The organism is Gottfriedia endophytica (genome assembly GCF_017814275.1).
In the GTDB taxonomy this organism is placed as follows: Bacteria; Bacillota; Bacilli; order Bacillales; family Bacillaceae_G; genus Gottfriedia; species Gottfriedia endophytica.
Map to the genome: position 1 here is coordinate 12,426 of NZ_JAGIYQ010000016.1, position 13,566 is coordinate 25,991.

General features: G+C 32.5%; 17 protein-coding genes. 5 read left to right on the top strand and 12 right to left on the bottom strand.

Going from position 1 to position 13,566, the window contains the following annotated elements; genetic code table 11:
* Positions 1 to 51: 51 nt before the first annotated feature.
* From J5Y03_RS17105 to J5Y03_RS17115, 3 genes are read right to left on the bottom strand one after another with little or no spacing between them, the layout of a single operon-like run.
* Positions 52 to 774 carry an EcsC family protein gene (locus tag J5Y03_RS17105; protein WP_209407221.1) on the bottom strand — a complete coding sequence of 241 codons (723 nt, stop codon included), beginning with the start codon at positions 772 to 774 and terminating at the stop codon, positions 52 to 54.
* 21 nt (positions 775 to 795) lie between these two features.
* Positions 796 to 2,010 carry an ABC transporter permease gene (locus J5Y03_RS17110; protein ID WP_209407222.1) on the bottom strand — a complete coding sequence of 405 codons (1,215 nt, stop codon included), beginning with the start codon at positions 2,008 to 2,010 and terminating at the stop codon, positions 796 to 798.
* Positions 2,007 to 2,744, bottom strand: coding sequence for an ABC transporter ATP-binding protein (locus J5Y03_RS17115; protein WP_209407223.1), 738 nt, complete (start codon positions 2,742 to 2,744; stop codon positions 2,007 to 2,009). The genes J5Y03_RS17110 and J5Y03_RS17115 overlap by 4 nt, the downstream gene beginning before the upstream one ends.
* A gap of 1,041 nt (positions 2,745 to 3,785) precedes the next feature.
* Here J5Y03_RS17115 and J5Y03_RS17120 point away from each other — a divergent pair.
* Together J5Y03_RS17120 and J5Y03_RS17125 are read left to right on the top strand one after the other, a co-directional pair.
* Positions 3,786 to 4,223 carry an HIT family protein gene (locus J5Y03_RS17120; RefSeq protein WP_209407224.1) on the top strand — a complete coding sequence of 146 codons (438 nt, stop codon included), beginning with the start codon at positions 3,786 to 3,788 and terminating at the stop codon, positions 4,221 to 4,223.
* 259 nt (positions 4,224 to 4,482) lie between these two features.
* On the top strand, positions 4,483 to 5,043 hold the full coding sequence (locus J5Y03_RS17125; protein ID WP_209407225.1) for an HTH-type transcriptional regulator Hpr: 561 nt from the start codon (positions 4,483 to 4,485) through the stop codon (positions 5,041 to 5,043).
* On the opposite strand, the gene J5Y03_RS17130 is transcribed toward J5Y03_RS17125, so the two are convergent.
* The 3 genes from J5Y03_RS17130 to J5Y03_RS17140 form a co-directional block, all read right to left on the bottom strand.
* Complete coding sequence (locus J5Y03_RS17130) at positions 5,040 to 5,384, bottom strand: DUF1878 family protein (RefSeq protein WP_209407226.1); 345 nt, start codon at positions 5,382 to 5,384, stop codon at positions 5,040 to 5,042. The genes J5Y03_RS17125 and J5Y03_RS17130 overlap by 4 nt on opposite strands.
* 162 nt (positions 5,385 to 5,546) lie before the next feature.
* Complete coding sequence (locus J5Y03_RS17135) at positions 5,547 to 5,633, bottom strand: YjcZ family sporulation protein (protein WP_209407285.1); 87 nt, start codon at positions 5,631 to 5,633, stop codon at positions 5,547 to 5,549.
* A gap of 85 nt (positions 5,634 to 5,718) precedes the next feature.
* Entirely contained in the window at positions 5,719 to 5,802 is an 84-nt protein-coding gene (locus tag J5Y03_RS17140; protein WP_209407286.1) for a YjcZ family sporulation protein, read from the bottom strand.
* A 472-nt stretch (positions 5,803 to 6,274) separates the two neighbouring features.
* Here J5Y03_RS17140 and J5Y03_RS17145 point away from each other — a divergent pair, with 472 nt between their 5' ends.
* Positions 6,275 to 7,096, top strand: coding sequence for a peptidylprolyl isomerase (locus J5Y03_RS17145; protein WP_209407227.1), 822 nt, complete (start codon positions 6,275 to 6,277; stop codon positions 7,094 to 7,096).
* A 182-nt stretch (positions 7,097 to 7,278) separates the two neighbouring features.
* Here J5Y03_RS17145 and J5Y03_RS17150 read toward each other — a convergent pair whose 3' ends face one another.
* Entirely contained in the window at positions 7,279 to 7,482 is a 204-nt protein-coding gene (locus J5Y03_RS17150; RefSeq protein WP_209407228.1) for a sporulation YhaL family protein, read from the bottom strand.
* A 76-nt stretch (positions 7,483 to 7,558) separates the two neighbouring features.
* Positions 7,559 to 8,500, bottom strand: a complete 942-nt coding sequence (gene yhaM, locus J5Y03_RS17155) for a 3'-5' exoribonuclease YhaM (protein ID WP_209407229.1) — start codon at positions 8,498 to 8,500, stop codon at positions 7,559 to 7,561.
* 203 nt (positions 8,501 to 8,703) lie between these two features.
* On the opposite strand from yhaM, the gene J5Y03_RS17160 reads away from it, so the two are divergent.
* Complete coding sequence (locus tag J5Y03_RS17160) at positions 8,704 to 8,889, top strand: YhzD family protein (RefSeq protein ID WP_209407230.1); 186 nt, start codon at positions 8,704 to 8,706, stop codon at positions 8,887 to 8,889.
* A gap of 164 nt (positions 8,890 to 9,053) precedes the next feature.
* On the opposite strand, the gene J5Y03_RS17165 is transcribed toward J5Y03_RS17160, so the two are convergent.
* On the bottom strand, positions 9,054 to 9,845 hold the full coding sequence (locus J5Y03_RS17165) for an enoyl-CoA hydratase (RefSeq protein ID WP_209407231.1): 792 nt from the start codon (positions 9,843 to 9,845) through the stop codon (positions 9,054 to 9,056).
* 90 nt (positions 9,846 to 9,935) lie between these two features.
* The gene (locus J5Y03_RS17170; RefSeq protein WP_209407232.1) at positions 9,936 to 11,420 is read right to left on the bottom strand and encodes a coproporphyrinogen III oxidase; all 1,485 of its coding nucleotides are present in this window, start codon (positions 11,418 to 11,420) and stop codon (positions 9,936 to 9,938) included.
* A 254-nt stretch (positions 11,421 to 11,674) separates the two neighbouring features.
* On the opposite strand from J5Y03_RS17170, the gene J5Y03_RS17175 reads away from it, so the two are divergent.
* Positions 11,675 to 12,784: a lactonase family protein gene (locus J5Y03_RS17175; RefSeq protein ID WP_209407233.1), complete on the top strand. Its 1,110-nt coding sequence runs from the start codon at positions 11,675 to 11,677 to the stop codon at positions 12,782 to 12,784.
* A 213-nt stretch (positions 12,785 to 12,997) separates the two neighbouring features.
* Here the strand turns inward: J5Y03_RS17175 and J5Y03_RS17180 are convergent, their stop codons facing one another.
* A complete protein-coding gene (locus J5Y03_RS17180) occupies positions 12,998 to 13,216 on the bottom strand; it encodes a DUF2922 domain-containing protein (RefSeq protein ID WP_209407234.1) in 219 nt (72 codons plus the stop codon).
* Between the two features lie 26 nt (positions 13,217 to 13,242).
* Positions 13,243 to 13,458, bottom strand: coding sequence for a DUF1659 domain-containing protein (locus J5Y03_RS17185; protein ID WP_209407235.1), 216 nt, complete (start codon positions 13,456 to 13,458; stop codon positions 13,243 to 13,245).
* Between the last annotated feature and the right edge of the window lie 108 nt (positions 13,459 to 13,566).

The following is a 13,566-nucleotide window of genomic DNA, read 5'->3' on the forward strand; positions in this document are numbered from 1 at the left end:
AAAAATTAGTATCTCATTTATTTGTTATTATTCAGTTGTAAAAGACATACATCATATATTCTTAATTTGTTTCATATAACGTAAACGATATGCATTTTTAGCTGTTTCGCCAAGTTGCTCTAATAATTGATAGTTAACATACGCTCCTACAGGTGCACCAATAACCGGAACTAATTGCAATAATTTGGCAAAATCAATATGGTCACGATATTCCTGCTGAAGAGCCTCCCAGTTTACTTTTGGATGGTTTGAAGAAAACTTCTCCCAGTTTTCTATTATTTCATACACTTTTTTACGATGTTGATCACTTGAAAAAGCAAGTTGAAAGATATATAACATAAATAATCTCTCTTGTTCACTCTTTGGAGAAAAACCATATATTTTAGCTGCATCGTCTAAAAATCGAATTTTAATCCCTAACAATAACGGAAAATCAGCCATGCCAAGTAATAGCCCACCTGCTCCAGTTCCCGCTCCTTCAGCTGCTGAAATTTTCTTATATTGATTTAATTTATTTTCAAGCAAAGCATCTCTTTCATGAAGAGTTAACACATCCGAGACAACATCCCCACTAAATAAAACTGAACCACTCATAAAAAGAGTCATCATGTTTTTAATGGTAGAAGTCATTACTTCTTGAACTCTTCTTGGCATATATGATTGGAGCTTAATCTGTAGTTTTTTTGCCGCCACCCGAATAATTCCCGCATTTTCATGTATACGATGCTTCCATCTTGATAATTCAAATTGCACTCGATGTTCGTAAGACTCCACACTACTCACACCCTCACCGTTTTAAACTACTTGCTCTAATCTTCCCTTTACATAAAACGTAACAAACCAAAATGAAAAAACGATAAATACAGCTAGTATTATTACTATTTTTGAAAATAATATTCCCTTAAACATCAATATGCAAACAAATGTGATACTACTAATTAATTGCAAAATACTTAAAAGAACTTTAAGTGATTTTGGATTTTCTTTATTTTGTATTGGATAGATTCTCCATAAAACATGATATTCATACTGTTTCATAATTGTCATGTTTTGAATTCCTATTAAATAAAGAAATAGAATTCCGACAATTGTTTTTCCTAGTAGAGTCGGTACTAAATAAATACAAAAAGCACCAACAACTAATTGTCTTATAAACATACTTAAATAATTTCCATTTCTAACGAAAGCTCTAATCAATAGATAGTAAATAGGATCGCTCTTTTTGAAATAATTTATTACAAAATCAGCCCATCTTCTTCGTTTCACTTCACTTCGAACAGTTGGTACATCTGTAAACATATTAGCGATTCGATAAAAAAATGCTAATCGGCTTGCATCATTTTGAATATTTTTTTCCCATTGAATTCTCTTATTTGTACTCCATTTTTGAATACTGAAGAAATAGAATCCCATCAAAATAATCACTACAATGATTAAGCTTATATTCCATTTACATAATAAACCATAAATCAATACAACAGTTAATGCTATACGAACTAATAAATCAAAACTTTTCGTCAAAATTCCATTTGCATGTAAATGTAGATATGAAATATACAAGTGATAAGCCTTTAGGCAGAAAATGATCCCACAAAATGCAAAAAATGATGTTGATTCACCTAGTTTGAACTTTGCATACAACGGATATACTCCACCAAGACATAAAATGACAAGATAGCTTTGTAATCCTAAACTTACCCAAAAAGATTTAATAAAATAAGACTTCATCTTTTCTTCTAAAGGCAATAAAAAGATCCCATCTGGCTCCCTAAAATAGGTTGAAACCTTTCCCGTACAGACAACAACACTAAATAGTACTGCAAGAAATAATTCAACAGGAAATTTTAACGAAATAGAACTTAACAATTGCTGATAATAATAGGCACCAGCACCAAAAGCAAACACTAAAAATAACTTAATATGATCATTTAATATGTATTTACCATATTTTCGAATCTCTCTTATAAATAAGGAGAAACGATTTTTCCAAAGTCCATTTATAGTATTCATAATGTATGTTCCTTTGTAGCATGAATATAAATTTCGTCCAATGAAGCTGAACGCATTTGAAATTGATCTTGTAACTCTTGTAATGTACCTTGTGCAATTATCTCCCCTTCATGCATGATAATGAAGGCATCACAATACATTTGTGCTGTAGACAAAATATGCGTAGACATTAAGATGCCAGCACCTTTTTCTTTTTCTTTATTCAAAATGGTTAAAAGATCATTTATAGCAATCGGATCTAACCCTAGAAATGGTTCATCTATGATATATAGTTCTGGTTCAACAATTAACGCACAGACAAGCATTACTTTTTGTTTCATACCTTTTGAAAATGTAGATGGAAAATATTTGCGTTTCTCTAATAAACGGAATTTCTTTAGTAATTCTTCACTTCGTTTTTCAGCTTCTTCAATTGGAATATTATATGCTAATGCAGTTAATTCTAAATGTTCTTGTAGAGTTAGTTCTTCATAAATCATTGGTGTTTCTGGAACGTAAGCCAAACTCGAACGATATTTAGTTGGATTATCTTCAAAAGATTGACCTTTAATCTTGATTTCTCCGCTTTTCTGTTTCATTAATCCAAGAATATGTTTAATTGTGGTACTCTTCCCAGCTCCATTTAATCCAATTAACCCAACTAATTGATGCTGATCTATTGAAAAAGATATATCTTTTAAAATCGGTTGCCTTGTATAGCCACCTGTTAAATTTTTCACTTGCAGTAGTGTCATAATAACTATTCCTTTCTTTATCACAATCGTTTCTAATAATTTTATTTTAACAAATAAAGAATGAAACTACCTTATTCCATTTATTTAGTTATTAATTTTTTGATTCCTTCTTTTTTTTGTATATTTCTTTTTTAAACGGGTATTCTAATTTTTGAAGGGAAGGAAACAACTCTTTCCGTTTCAAAACTTGAAATGGGGTGTCTGTTAAAGAACAGTTAATTTGCGTTCAAACCTAAGTAAGATGATTGTAAAAGTGAAATGAGGTGTCTCCATTGGGTAGATAAAATCATTGCCTAAAACCACAATGATTAAAATCAGGAGATGGTGCGCTTGAACAGCATCGAATTATCCTAGGTAGAAGTATACCAACTTGCAAATGAGGTGTCTCGAGCAGAGAATTCATTTTGGTGTACCCATAATTGAACATTACAGCAAATGAGGTGTCTATTAAAGACCACTAAATTCTTACTTCCACTTCAGCAAGGAGCAACGATCAGTTGCTTCTTGTTTTTTTTAAGGCTGTTTTCGGACACATTGATGCTATTTTAGGATGCGTAAGTTGATTACAACTCCAGGATGCTCGCTTTCCGTGGGGCGTGAGCTGAGCCTCCTCGTCGCTATCGCTCCTGCGGGGTCTCAGCCTTCCCGCTATTCCCACAGGAGTCTCGCACCTTCCATTGTAATCAACTTTTGTCTTGTCTTTAATATTAAAAATCTCAAAAGCAACAAGAAAAGAGCCTTATTAATGTTTAGGCCTGTTAACGTTTATTTATTGATAATTAATAAAAACGAGTTTTAAGATAATATTCGAGACTCCTACGGAAAGAATGGGCAGCCGAGCCCCCGCAGAGAGGTACGAACGAGGATGCTCTTTTGCTAGTCCGTGGAAACCAAGTGGATTTTATCAAATATCAACAATTTATGTATAAAATACTGTGTTTTTTTGTCAAATACTTAATCTGTTACCCTTTACTTTCAAGCAATTGAATATGGTAAAATTAAGAAAAGAACCAATAAAAAATAAAAGGACTGGTGGCAGACATGACGCATGATGCAAATTGTATTTTTTGTAAAATTATTGAAGGCTCAATTCCTTCAGCAAAGGTTTACGAAGATGAACATGTTTTAGCTTTTTTAGATTTAAGTCAAGTTACAAAAGGGCATACTTTAGTTATTCCAAAAGTACATACTGAAAATATTTTTACAATGGATTCCGAAACGGCAAGTCACTATTTTGAAAAAGTTCCGATGATTGCTAATGCAATAAAAGAAGCTTTTCAAGTAGAAGGATTAAATATTCTAAATAATAGTGGTAGTATTGCTGGTCAAACAGTATTTCATTATCATATGCATCTTCTTCCGCGTTATGGAAATGAGGATGGCTTTGGTGTTACTTGGAAGTCTAATATGGAAAATTACACAAATGACCAATTACAGAACATTGCTTCTACAATCTCAAATAAAATTATAAGAAAATAACTTACGAAAAATTACTACAAAATTTAAATCCCATTTAATTACAGAGTTTGGAAGATTTTTTCCATTCTCTGTTTTTTTATTTTATTATATAAAAATATCTTTTTTATTTAGATATATTTGATTATAATATAAAAACAAGGGTTAAATTTGTCCAATTTGTGAAAATTTTTAAAAATTCTAAATAAAAGTTCTTTATTTATTCACATATTATTGGCATAATAATATTAGTCAGAAATTTATGTAAAAAGAAGGTGAAAAAATGAAAACGGATCAAAAATTATACACAATGAAAGAAGCCTTAATTTTTAGTCAACGAATTGCTCAACTTTCTAAGGCACTGTGGAAGTCTATCGAGAAGGATTGGCAGCAGTGGATTAAACCATATGATCTTAATATTAATGAACACCACATTTTAATGATAGCTTATCACCTAAAGGGTGCTTCAATTTCTGAGATAGCTAAATTTGGTGTAATGCATGTATCGACCGCTTTTAATTTTTCGAAAAAATTGGAAGAGCGCGGTTACCTTGTCTTTTCAAAAAAGGTAGAAGACAAACGTAATACATATATTGAGTTAACAGAAAAAGGGAATGACACATTGACGAAAATTTTAGAAGATTTCGACCCCGAGACTAATTCTGTTTTCCAAGGTACACTACCATTAAAAGAGTTTTACGGAAAATTCCCTGAAAATATGGAAATAATGGCAATTTTACGTAATATTTACGGAAAAGATTTTATCGATATTTTTGAAACTTCTCTCAAAAATATTGAAGTCGATTTTATTGAGGAAAATGACCGTTTAGTAAAAAGAGACTAAATTGTTCTTTTTTGTAAAAGGTGTTTAAACTCAGTCATTACATCAGTATAATATCCTTCAATAATCGAAGCTGTTACAAGATCATCTATGCAAATGGTTGAAGGTATTTCATCAATAAAGCTATTTAGAAGCGGATCAAAATGTAACAATCCCTCCGCTTTTTGCTTTTGGTACTCAATGTTCACATTTTCACATTTTCTTTTTATGTCTTCGATTTCTTTTTCATTTGTACAAGATTTTAATAACAAGAAACTCAATGGTTTTTTAGTAGTATCTACCATTTTCATTAATGTATCCACATAATATTCTAATCTTTCAATTCTTTCTTCTAACCTCTTCACATTTTTCTCCTACTTGTAACGTATTTGTTCCATGAACATGTTGCTAACTATATTTATTATAAATTTTTTTTCGTAGAAATGTAAAATATGTTCTAAATATTTCTATAAAAAAAACTCAACCAGAAGCTAAGCTTCTGGTTGAATACTTTTCTATTTTACGTTTTAGATCCAGCATGCACAACCAACAATTATTAATAAGATGAACAATACGACGATTAAAGCAAAGCCACCATGAAATCCCCCACTCATCGTATACACCTCCTTTTTTTATATATCATATCCTATGCTTATTTTGTTAAATTGGTATAGGTATTTATCACATTTTTCTTGGGTTTTAAATCCAGCATGCACAACCAATAATGATTAATAAAATAAATAAAACGACAATCAATGCAAAACCGCCATGTATACCATCCATTACAACAACCTCCTATACATTTATCCCTATTACTATATTCAAAGGATTCAAAATGCGTGTGCGTTTGTCACGATTTGACAAGCCAAAGTAAAAAATTTAATTAAAAGACTGTTTTATTCCAGGATGCTCGCTTTCCGTTAGGCGGAGGAGGAGCATCCTTGGCACTATCAGGCCATTGGGAACTTTCCTCCCACTCCAATCAACTTCTAAAAAAACAACAATCTTTTTGAAAAGACCCATTTAAAATCACTTATTTTCTTTTTCGAATAATTTTTGTCAAACACGCAAAAGATATGGTATATTTAATGCAGTAATTTATGGTAAAACTTGGTCAAACTTAAAGTAGATTTCTCAACATATATTCTTTTTATGTCGAACTATACTTAATACATATGTAAGACTGTAAAATTCAATAATCGCTAGAAAAGTTTATCAACCAAATCGATAAATTAACATTTTAGGAGATGACAAAATGAAAAAAATTCTTGTATCAGCTGTACTTGCTACATCTGTTTTAACTATGGCGGCATGTGGTAACACTGGCATCAATAGTGGTGATGTAGTAGCAAAATCGAATGCTGGAGACATTAAAGCCGGAGACTTTTATAATAAAATGAAGCAAACTACTGGTTTGCCTGTCTTAAAACAAATGGTAATAGAAGACTATTTAAATAAACATTATAAAGTTTCAGATACTGAGGTAAATAATAAATTTGATCAGTACAAATCTCAATATGGTAATCAATTTAGCACATTCCTTAAACAATATGGTTTTGCAAATGAAGCTGCATTCAAAGATCGTGTGAAATTAGATTTATTAACTCAAAAAGCAGCTTCAGACTTTGTAACAGACCAACAATTGAAAGCATATAAACCTGAAATTAGAGCAAGTCATATACTTGTAAAAGACGAAAAAACTGCAAATGATATCGAAACAAAACTTAAAAACGGTGCAAAATTCGAAGACTTAGCTAAGCAATATTCAACTGATCCTGGATCTAAAGATAAAGGTGGCGACCTTGGTTACTTTGGACAAGGTGTAATGGATCCTGTTTTTGAAAAAGCTGCTTATTCATTAAAAGTAGGCGAAATCAGCAAACCTGTAAAAACTCAGTTTGGTTACCATATCATTAAATTAGTTGATAAAAAACCAGTAAATGAAAAAGATGCTCGTCAAAAAATCGCTCAAGCAAGTCTTTCTACACCAGATGGTTTTACTAAATTATCTGATGAAATTCTAAAAAAAGCTAATTTCCAAATTGAAGATAAAGATTTAAAAGCACAAGCTAAATAATATGTTTTATTCGGACAGGCCCTCTTTTTTAAAGAAGGCCTGTTTTTTATGTAAGAACTGTTGAATTTCTCTCCAGTCAATTTCTTTTTCATTCTTTAATAAAACCCTTTTAAAAACAGCAATCTTTTGAAAATACTTTGCAATTTCGAATACAAAAAAAAAACTAACTGAATATTAATCAGTTAGTTAGGTGAAACTTCTGAATTTAGTTGAAGCTGTTCACGTCGGTCTCTTTCTTCTTTAATACGCTGCAAATAAATTTCGCCTTCTTTTTCAATGAATTCTTGATCAATTTCTTTTTCTTGTCTCGATGTATAGACAACCATAAATCCACTAATAAAGATTCCTATAACAACAGCATACATCCATATTGGTAATGAGAACATTTCACTCAGGTCTCCTTTCATTAGACAAGCTATCTATAAAAATTGTATGGCGTATCTAATGAAAGTATGAATAAAATTATAATTTTGGTTTATAAAAACTACGATTTTCTAATGCAAAAACTCGCTCAGTAAATTCACCTGGTTCAACTCTCTCTAGAGCTCGGTCAAGCATATTCATTTTCGCATCAATGTTATCGATATAATGAAGAATCTCAGCTTCCTTAATTAAAGGTAACTTTGGACTACCATATTCATATTTTCCATGGTGGCTTAGTACAAGGTGTTGCAAGACTGTTACTTCCTCTTCGCCCTCTATTCCAAGCTCAATTGCAGCATTACCTATTTCAATTGCAATTAAAGAAATATGGCCCAAAAGATTCCCTTCAACAGTATACTTTGTTGAAACTGGCCCAGAAAGCTCAGTTACTTTCCCAAGATCATGTAAAATGATTCCTGCATACAAAACATCTTTATTGATACTTGGATATAAATTCGCAATTGATTCTCCTAAACGTAACATACAATGAACATGATATGCTAATCCAGACACAAATTCATGGTGATTTTTTGTTGCTGCTGGATATTCTAAATACTCTTTTTGATGTTTACTCACTAAAAAGTCAGTTAGTTTTCTTATTTTCTCGTTTTTCATATTGTTTATGTATTTTGTTATGCTTTCGAACAACTCTTCTTTTGACAAAGGTGCTCTTGCAAAAAAATCATCAAAATTAACTTCATCATTTTCAGTTACAATTCGAATTTGTTTCAACTTTAATTGTAGTCTACCTCGATAATCATGTAGCTCCCCTTCAACTTTTACAACTGCACCTTCTTTATAAATCTCTTCTTGTTCAGCTGTAACATCCCAAATTTTCGCGTCAATTTCACCACTTTGATCTTGTAATGTAATTGTCAAAAAGGATTTTTGATTACTAGCTACTCCTTTTGTAACTGACTTAACATAAAAAAATGTTATAAACTTTTCACCAACTTCATATTCATACACTTTTTTACTCATATAAAAACCTCCATCTAAGATCAAGACAAATTATCATAATATACTTCCATATTATAATGCAAAACCAAATAATAATCTCAAGATTAACCAAGAATCATAATAAATATTTAGATTTAAAATTCTAATAATTCTTATTATATACTTTACACTCTTAAACTATTTATGCAAAAATAAAATTATGAGAGTGTAATGGAGGGATAAACATGGAAAAATTTCGTATAACTGCTTTTGAAAAAGATGGAGAACTACTCATTGATGAACAGTTTGAAGCTCTAAATGATATTGAAGCAAAGAAAATTGGGGAAGATAAACTCCAGAGTGTTTCAGCATTTGATAAAACACATCGTTGCATTGATTCGAAAGGAAAATTAATATTATTCCATCCGTAAAAAATGAGCTACCTTTTATAGGCAGCTCTTTTATGTTTTTGTCTAACTTCGGCTTCTACCTCCTCGGCCATTTCACAAAATCAAAGTGAAGGGAAAATCACCCTTCTCTTTGGTTTTGCTCCAATGTCTGTCAGAGATAAACGGGTTACTTACGCTTTTTGTTTTTACTTCCCAGTGAATTTTGGAATTCGCTTTTCTAAGAATGCTTGGACGCCTTCTTTATGGTCTAGAGATTTGCGCATTTCTGCTTGTCCTATTTTTTCTTGTTCAAGTACTGTTTTTAATTTTTCAATATTGACTGCATTGAAAACTTTCTTTGTTTGAATCATGGCTTTTACAGGTTTATTTAGAATTGCATGTACTCTTTCATTTATTGTTGATTGAAAATCACCTGTTAAAACATCATCAACTAACCCTAAATCTTTCGCTTCCTCAGCAGTTAGCTTTTTCCCTTCCCATATTAATTGCTTTGCCTTTACTTCCCCTATGCGTTTTTCAAGGAAGAAGTGGCCACCACCGTCAGGGATTAAACTGATTCCAATAAAGTTCATTGCCAACACAGCTGAATCATGTGCCCAAACATAATCACTTGCTAATGCTAAACTGAATCCAATTCCAGCAGCTGGACCATGAATTGCACTTATCACTATTTTGGGCAGAGTATATAATTTTAAGACTAACTCAGATATGCTATCCATGACTGGTCCAAACATACTTTCATCTGTGTTACTTAACATCGATTTAATATCTCCGCCAGCAGAAAAACCTTTTCCATTTCCACATAATACTACAACATCAATTTCTGATGATGCTGCAATGTCATCAAGTTTTACACTAAATTCTTTAAATGTTTCTTCGTTCATTGCATTTAGTACTTCAGGACGATTAAATACAACTGTTGCTACTCGTCCATCTTTTTTTAAGATTACATGCTCTGTAGAATTTACAACCGACATTACATTACCCCCTTAATTTTTTATTTCACAATTAATACATTAAGCAATTTATATAAAAATTCCTTCTTAGACAGAAAAAAACGACTAGCGTTAACTAGTCGTCATTGGAAAAAGCGTATCTAAAATCTTAATTTTTTCATGTGTATAATGCTCATAACCATCGTTATATGACTTAGGGTCCTTTGCATTAGCAAATCGAGTAATTTGCCCTGTTTGAGGATGTACAAATTTACTTGAAGCTCCACATCCAAGCCCTAGTATTGTTTGTTCCTCTTCCATGATTAAAATATTATAAAGACTATCTTGGCCATCTAAAGCATAACCAATGTTTTCTAGGTTACCCAAAATATTTTTTTGGCGGTATAAATAATATGGATGGTATTTATGACTAGAAGTCCATTCAGTCGCTTCATTCATCATTTGTTCGACTTCTTTTCGGTCGGCAACTTTGTATTTCTGTTTATTTTGTGTCATTTCAGAAGCTCGCTTAAATGAAAGAGTATGAACAGTTAATGATTCAGGCATTAGTTTTTCTGTTTCATTTAAGGTATGTTGAAATTCATTCAACCCTTCACCTGGTAATCCGATAATTAAATCCATATTTATGTTATTCATACCCATTTCTCGTGCTAAATGAAATTTTGTAATTGTTTCTTCTACTGTATGATGACGTCCTATTGCCTTCAATGTTTGTTGGTGGTAGGACTGCGGATTTATGCTAATTCGATCGATGTTCCATTTCTCTAATACCTCTAGTTTTTCTGGCGTAATTGTATCTGGTCTACCTGCTTCAACTGTAATTTCCCTTACATTTTTCATATTTGGGAAGCTACTATACATTTTTTCATATAACAGATCCATCTCTTCAGCCGTAATACTAGTTGGTGTGCCTCCACCATAATAGATGGTAGTAATATTAATGCCTCTTTCTTTTAAAAATGCTCCAACATATTCAATTTCATAATGAAGGCCATATAAAAATGAATCAACTGAGCCTTGTCTTCCATTAATTGCATATGCTGGGAAAGTACAATAAGCACATTTAGTAGGACAATAAGGTATACCAATATAGATGCTTACTTCATTTTGTAGATTGTATAAATCAGGAATAACCTGCAATTGACGATCAATGATATTTTGCATTAATGCAATTTTTTCTTCATGAATTAAATAGTCTTCTTGTAATTCTTTAAAAGCCGCTTCCCTCGACATACCACTTTTTAACTTTTTATGAAGAAGCTTAGTTGGACGAATACCCGTTAGAATCCCCCATTTTTGTTGAATCCCAGTATACTCTTGTAATAATTTTAAGAAAACATAGCTAACTGCTTTTTTTATTGCTTTAAAATGTAATTTGGGATCCTCATTTTTGTCATAGTGGGTTGAAAATTCATCTCCACCAACTAATGAACCTATAACTAAACATTTTGTCTCGTCAATGTTCATGTTAATCGTAATATTTGCATTTTGATCTTCGAAAAGATTCACTTTACATTCTTCAAAAAACAACTGGGATAATAAATCTAATGGCCTTTGAAAGCGTTCGTCACTTAGCCCTAGTACGTTTATATTCATTTCATCACCTATATAAAATAAAATAAGTTATTTCATTCACTTTTGCTCAGCTTATGAAACAACTCTATTATTTATCCTTCCTACACTTTCTATAAGTATAGAAAAATGTCTAATAATGGTCAATGTAGACGAATTGAAATGTTTATTAAATGTTGAAATAAATATGGACATTTCTTTTAAACCCAATTCCCATCAATTTTAGGAATTGAAGTGGCAAAGGAACCATATAAAATATGGAGGAGGTGAGTCATAAAATGCAGAAAATGAACAATTATTATCGTGAGAATGTGAGTATGGTTTACATTATGACCAATAATAATGTAATGAATCAAATCATTGCCTTTAATAGGGACATGAATGGACTGCTCACCTTTAGGGGGGCCTATCAAACTAATGGCAGAGGTACAGGTACAAGGGAAGTATCAACTGCAACTACAAACGATGGCATTGATCCTCTAGCGTCACAAGGTTCTCTAACTTTGTCCCGTGATGGCCGTTTTCTATTTGCAGTTAACGCAGGCAGTAATAGTATTAGTAGTTTTATCATAACCGATAATGGAGCACCTTCTCTCGTGGATGTGAAACCATCAGGAGGTGCTCAGCCCAATAGCATAAATGTATTTGGTAATCTTCTCTATGTTTCCAATGTAGGTAATGCAGCTAACAATTTTGCATCCAATATCACTGGTTTTCGCATAGATGATAACGGACGCCTTACTCCTATTCCCGGATCAACCCACTCTCTCAGTACTTACAATGCTCAACCAGCGCAGGTTCTTTTCACTCCAGATGGCAGTAAAATTCTTGTCTCTGAGCTTACATCAAACCATCTCAGTATATTCCATGTAAATAAAAATGGTACGATTACAGGACCGATCGTTAATGATTCATATGGTCAAGGACCATTGGGCGCCTATTTTCTATCGTCTGGAATCCTCTTAGTTACAGAAGCAGTATCAAATGCGCTATCGTCTTATTCATTGACTAACGATGGTATCCTTCATGTGATCAGCGGCTCTGTACCAAACGGATTTAAGACCGCATGTTGGGTTGTAACAACGAGGGATGAACGTTTTGCATTTACTACCAACACCTTAAGCGGCACCATTTCCACATACAGAATCGATCCCAATGGAGTACTATCGGTTGTCGGGCATATTACCAGTACACCAGTAGATACAGCTCCAGGTCTACCAATAGATGTAGGAGTGAGTAAAGATGGCCGCCATTTTTATACAATGAACGGAAATCAGGGTACAGTCTCAGTATTTACTATCCAAGATGATGGTAGTCTTGTTAGATTGCAGGTTGCTGCTTGGACTAATTTTCCTTATTTAGGATCACAAGGCTTAGCTGTTCTTTGATTCTATTGGTCCATAACTATTGATGGAGTAGAAAGTTTTTAGTCATCTTCAAAATTGTAATAAATGAGGTCATATATAGTACAAAAAGGATAGATAAAACAGGTCTGCTCCCCTGTTTATCTATCCTTTCCTTTTAGTCAATTATATGTGTAACATTGTTAAAAACACGATAATCTTATTAGATTAAAATATACCATTGAGCCTATCCTTACCCTATCCTAAGTTAATGTCTGCTACTTCACGACCAACTAGACGGGCACCCTGTTTCGCTACAATTGGACCACCTGCTGTTAAGAAAATATTGTTTGAAACAATCTTATCCATAACTTGATTAACTAATACTGGGTTCACCGGTGTCTTCGGATTATCTACTGTAATCGTTACGACCTTTTCCTTCGTATTTAAGAATTTCAACTCTAAAGTTTGTGTCATATAGCTTATCCTCCCCTATAAATTATTTAAGCTAATTGACCGCTTGTTGCAATATTAATTGAATCAAGCGGCATTACTTGTAGTGATGCTAACCCCGTTGCAACTTCTAACAACTTGTCCGGACTAGTGTCCACCTTTATGTTTTTGTAAGACTTTACCTTACAAATGTCTTTCCCATCTTGATTTTTGCCTGCAATCAATTTTAATTGCAGTGTTAACTGTTGAGCGGCAATTTGTGCCATATTCAACTCCCCCTTTCGTTGTATATATACGATGAATCAGTAAAAATTCGTTAATAAAGTAAAAAACTGACAAAAATGATTGTCAGTTTACATTTTCAATATGTCACA

What these genes read in the sequence shown, in the direction of transcription:
- J5Y03_RS17150 (WP_209407228.1), bottom strand. Translation starts at nt 7,482, where the DNA reads ATGTTCTCATTACCAATATGGATGTATGCTGTTGTTATAGGAATCTTT.
- J5Y03_RS17170 (WP_209407232.1), bottom strand. Translation starts at nt 11,420, where the DNA reads ATGAATATAAACGTACTAGGGCTAAGTGACGAACGCTTTCAAAGGCCA.
- J5Y03_RS17120 (WP_209407224.1), top strand. Translation starts at nt 3,786, where the DNA reads ATGACGCATGATGCAAATTGTATTTTTTGTAAAATTATTGAAGGCTCA.
- J5Y03_RS17145 (WP_209407227.1), top strand. Translation starts at nt 6,275, where the DNA reads ATGAAAAAAATTCTTGTATCAGCTGTACTTGCTACATCTGTTTTAACT.
- J5Y03_RS17185 (WP_209407235.1), bottom strand. Translation starts at nt 13,458, where the DNA reads ATGGCACAAATTGCCGCTCAACAGTTAACACTGCAATTAAAATTGATT.
- J5Y03_RS17110 (WP_209407222.1), bottom strand. Translation starts at nt 2,010, where the DNA reads ATGAATACTATAAATGGACTTTGGAAAAATCGTTTCTCCTTATTTATA.
- J5Y03_RS17115 (WP_209407223.1), bottom strand. Translation starts at nt 2,744, where the DNA reads ATGACACTACTGCAAGTGAAAAATTTAACAGGTGGCTATACAAGGCAA.
- J5Y03_RS17140 (WP_209407286.1), bottom strand. Translation starts at nt 5,802, where the DNA reads ATGGATGGTATACATGGCGGTTTTGCATTGATTGTCGTTTTATTTATT.
- J5Y03_RS17160 (WP_209407230.1), top strand. Translation starts at nt 8,704, where the DNA reads ATGGAAAAATTTCGTATAACTGCTTTTGAAAAAGATGGAGAACTACTC.
- J5Y03_RS17165 (WP_209407231.1), bottom strand. Translation starts at nt 9,845, where the DNA reads ATGTCGGTTGTAAATTCTACAGAGCATGTAATCTTAAAAAAAGATGGA.
- J5Y03_RS17135 (WP_209407285.1), bottom strand. Translation starts at nt 5,633, where the DNA reads ATGAGTGGGGGATTTCATGGTGGCTTTGCTTTAATCGTCGTATTGTTC.
- J5Y03_RS17125 (WP_209407225.1), top strand. Translation starts at nt 4,483, where the DNA reads ATGAAAACGGATCAAAAATTATACACAATGAAAGAAGCCTTAATTTTT.
- yhaM (WP_209407229.1), bottom strand. Translation starts at nt 8,500, where the DNA reads ATGAGTAAAAAAGTGTATGAATATGAAGTTGGTGAAAAGTTTATAACA.
- J5Y03_RS17175 (WP_209407233.1), top strand. Translation starts at nt 11,675, where the DNA reads ATGCAGAAAATGAACAATTATTATCGTGAGAATGTGAGTATGGTTTAC.
- J5Y03_RS17180 (WP_209407234.1), bottom strand. Translation starts at nt 13,216, where the DNA reads ATGACACAAACTTTAGAGTTGAAATTCTTAAATACGAAGGAAAAGGTC.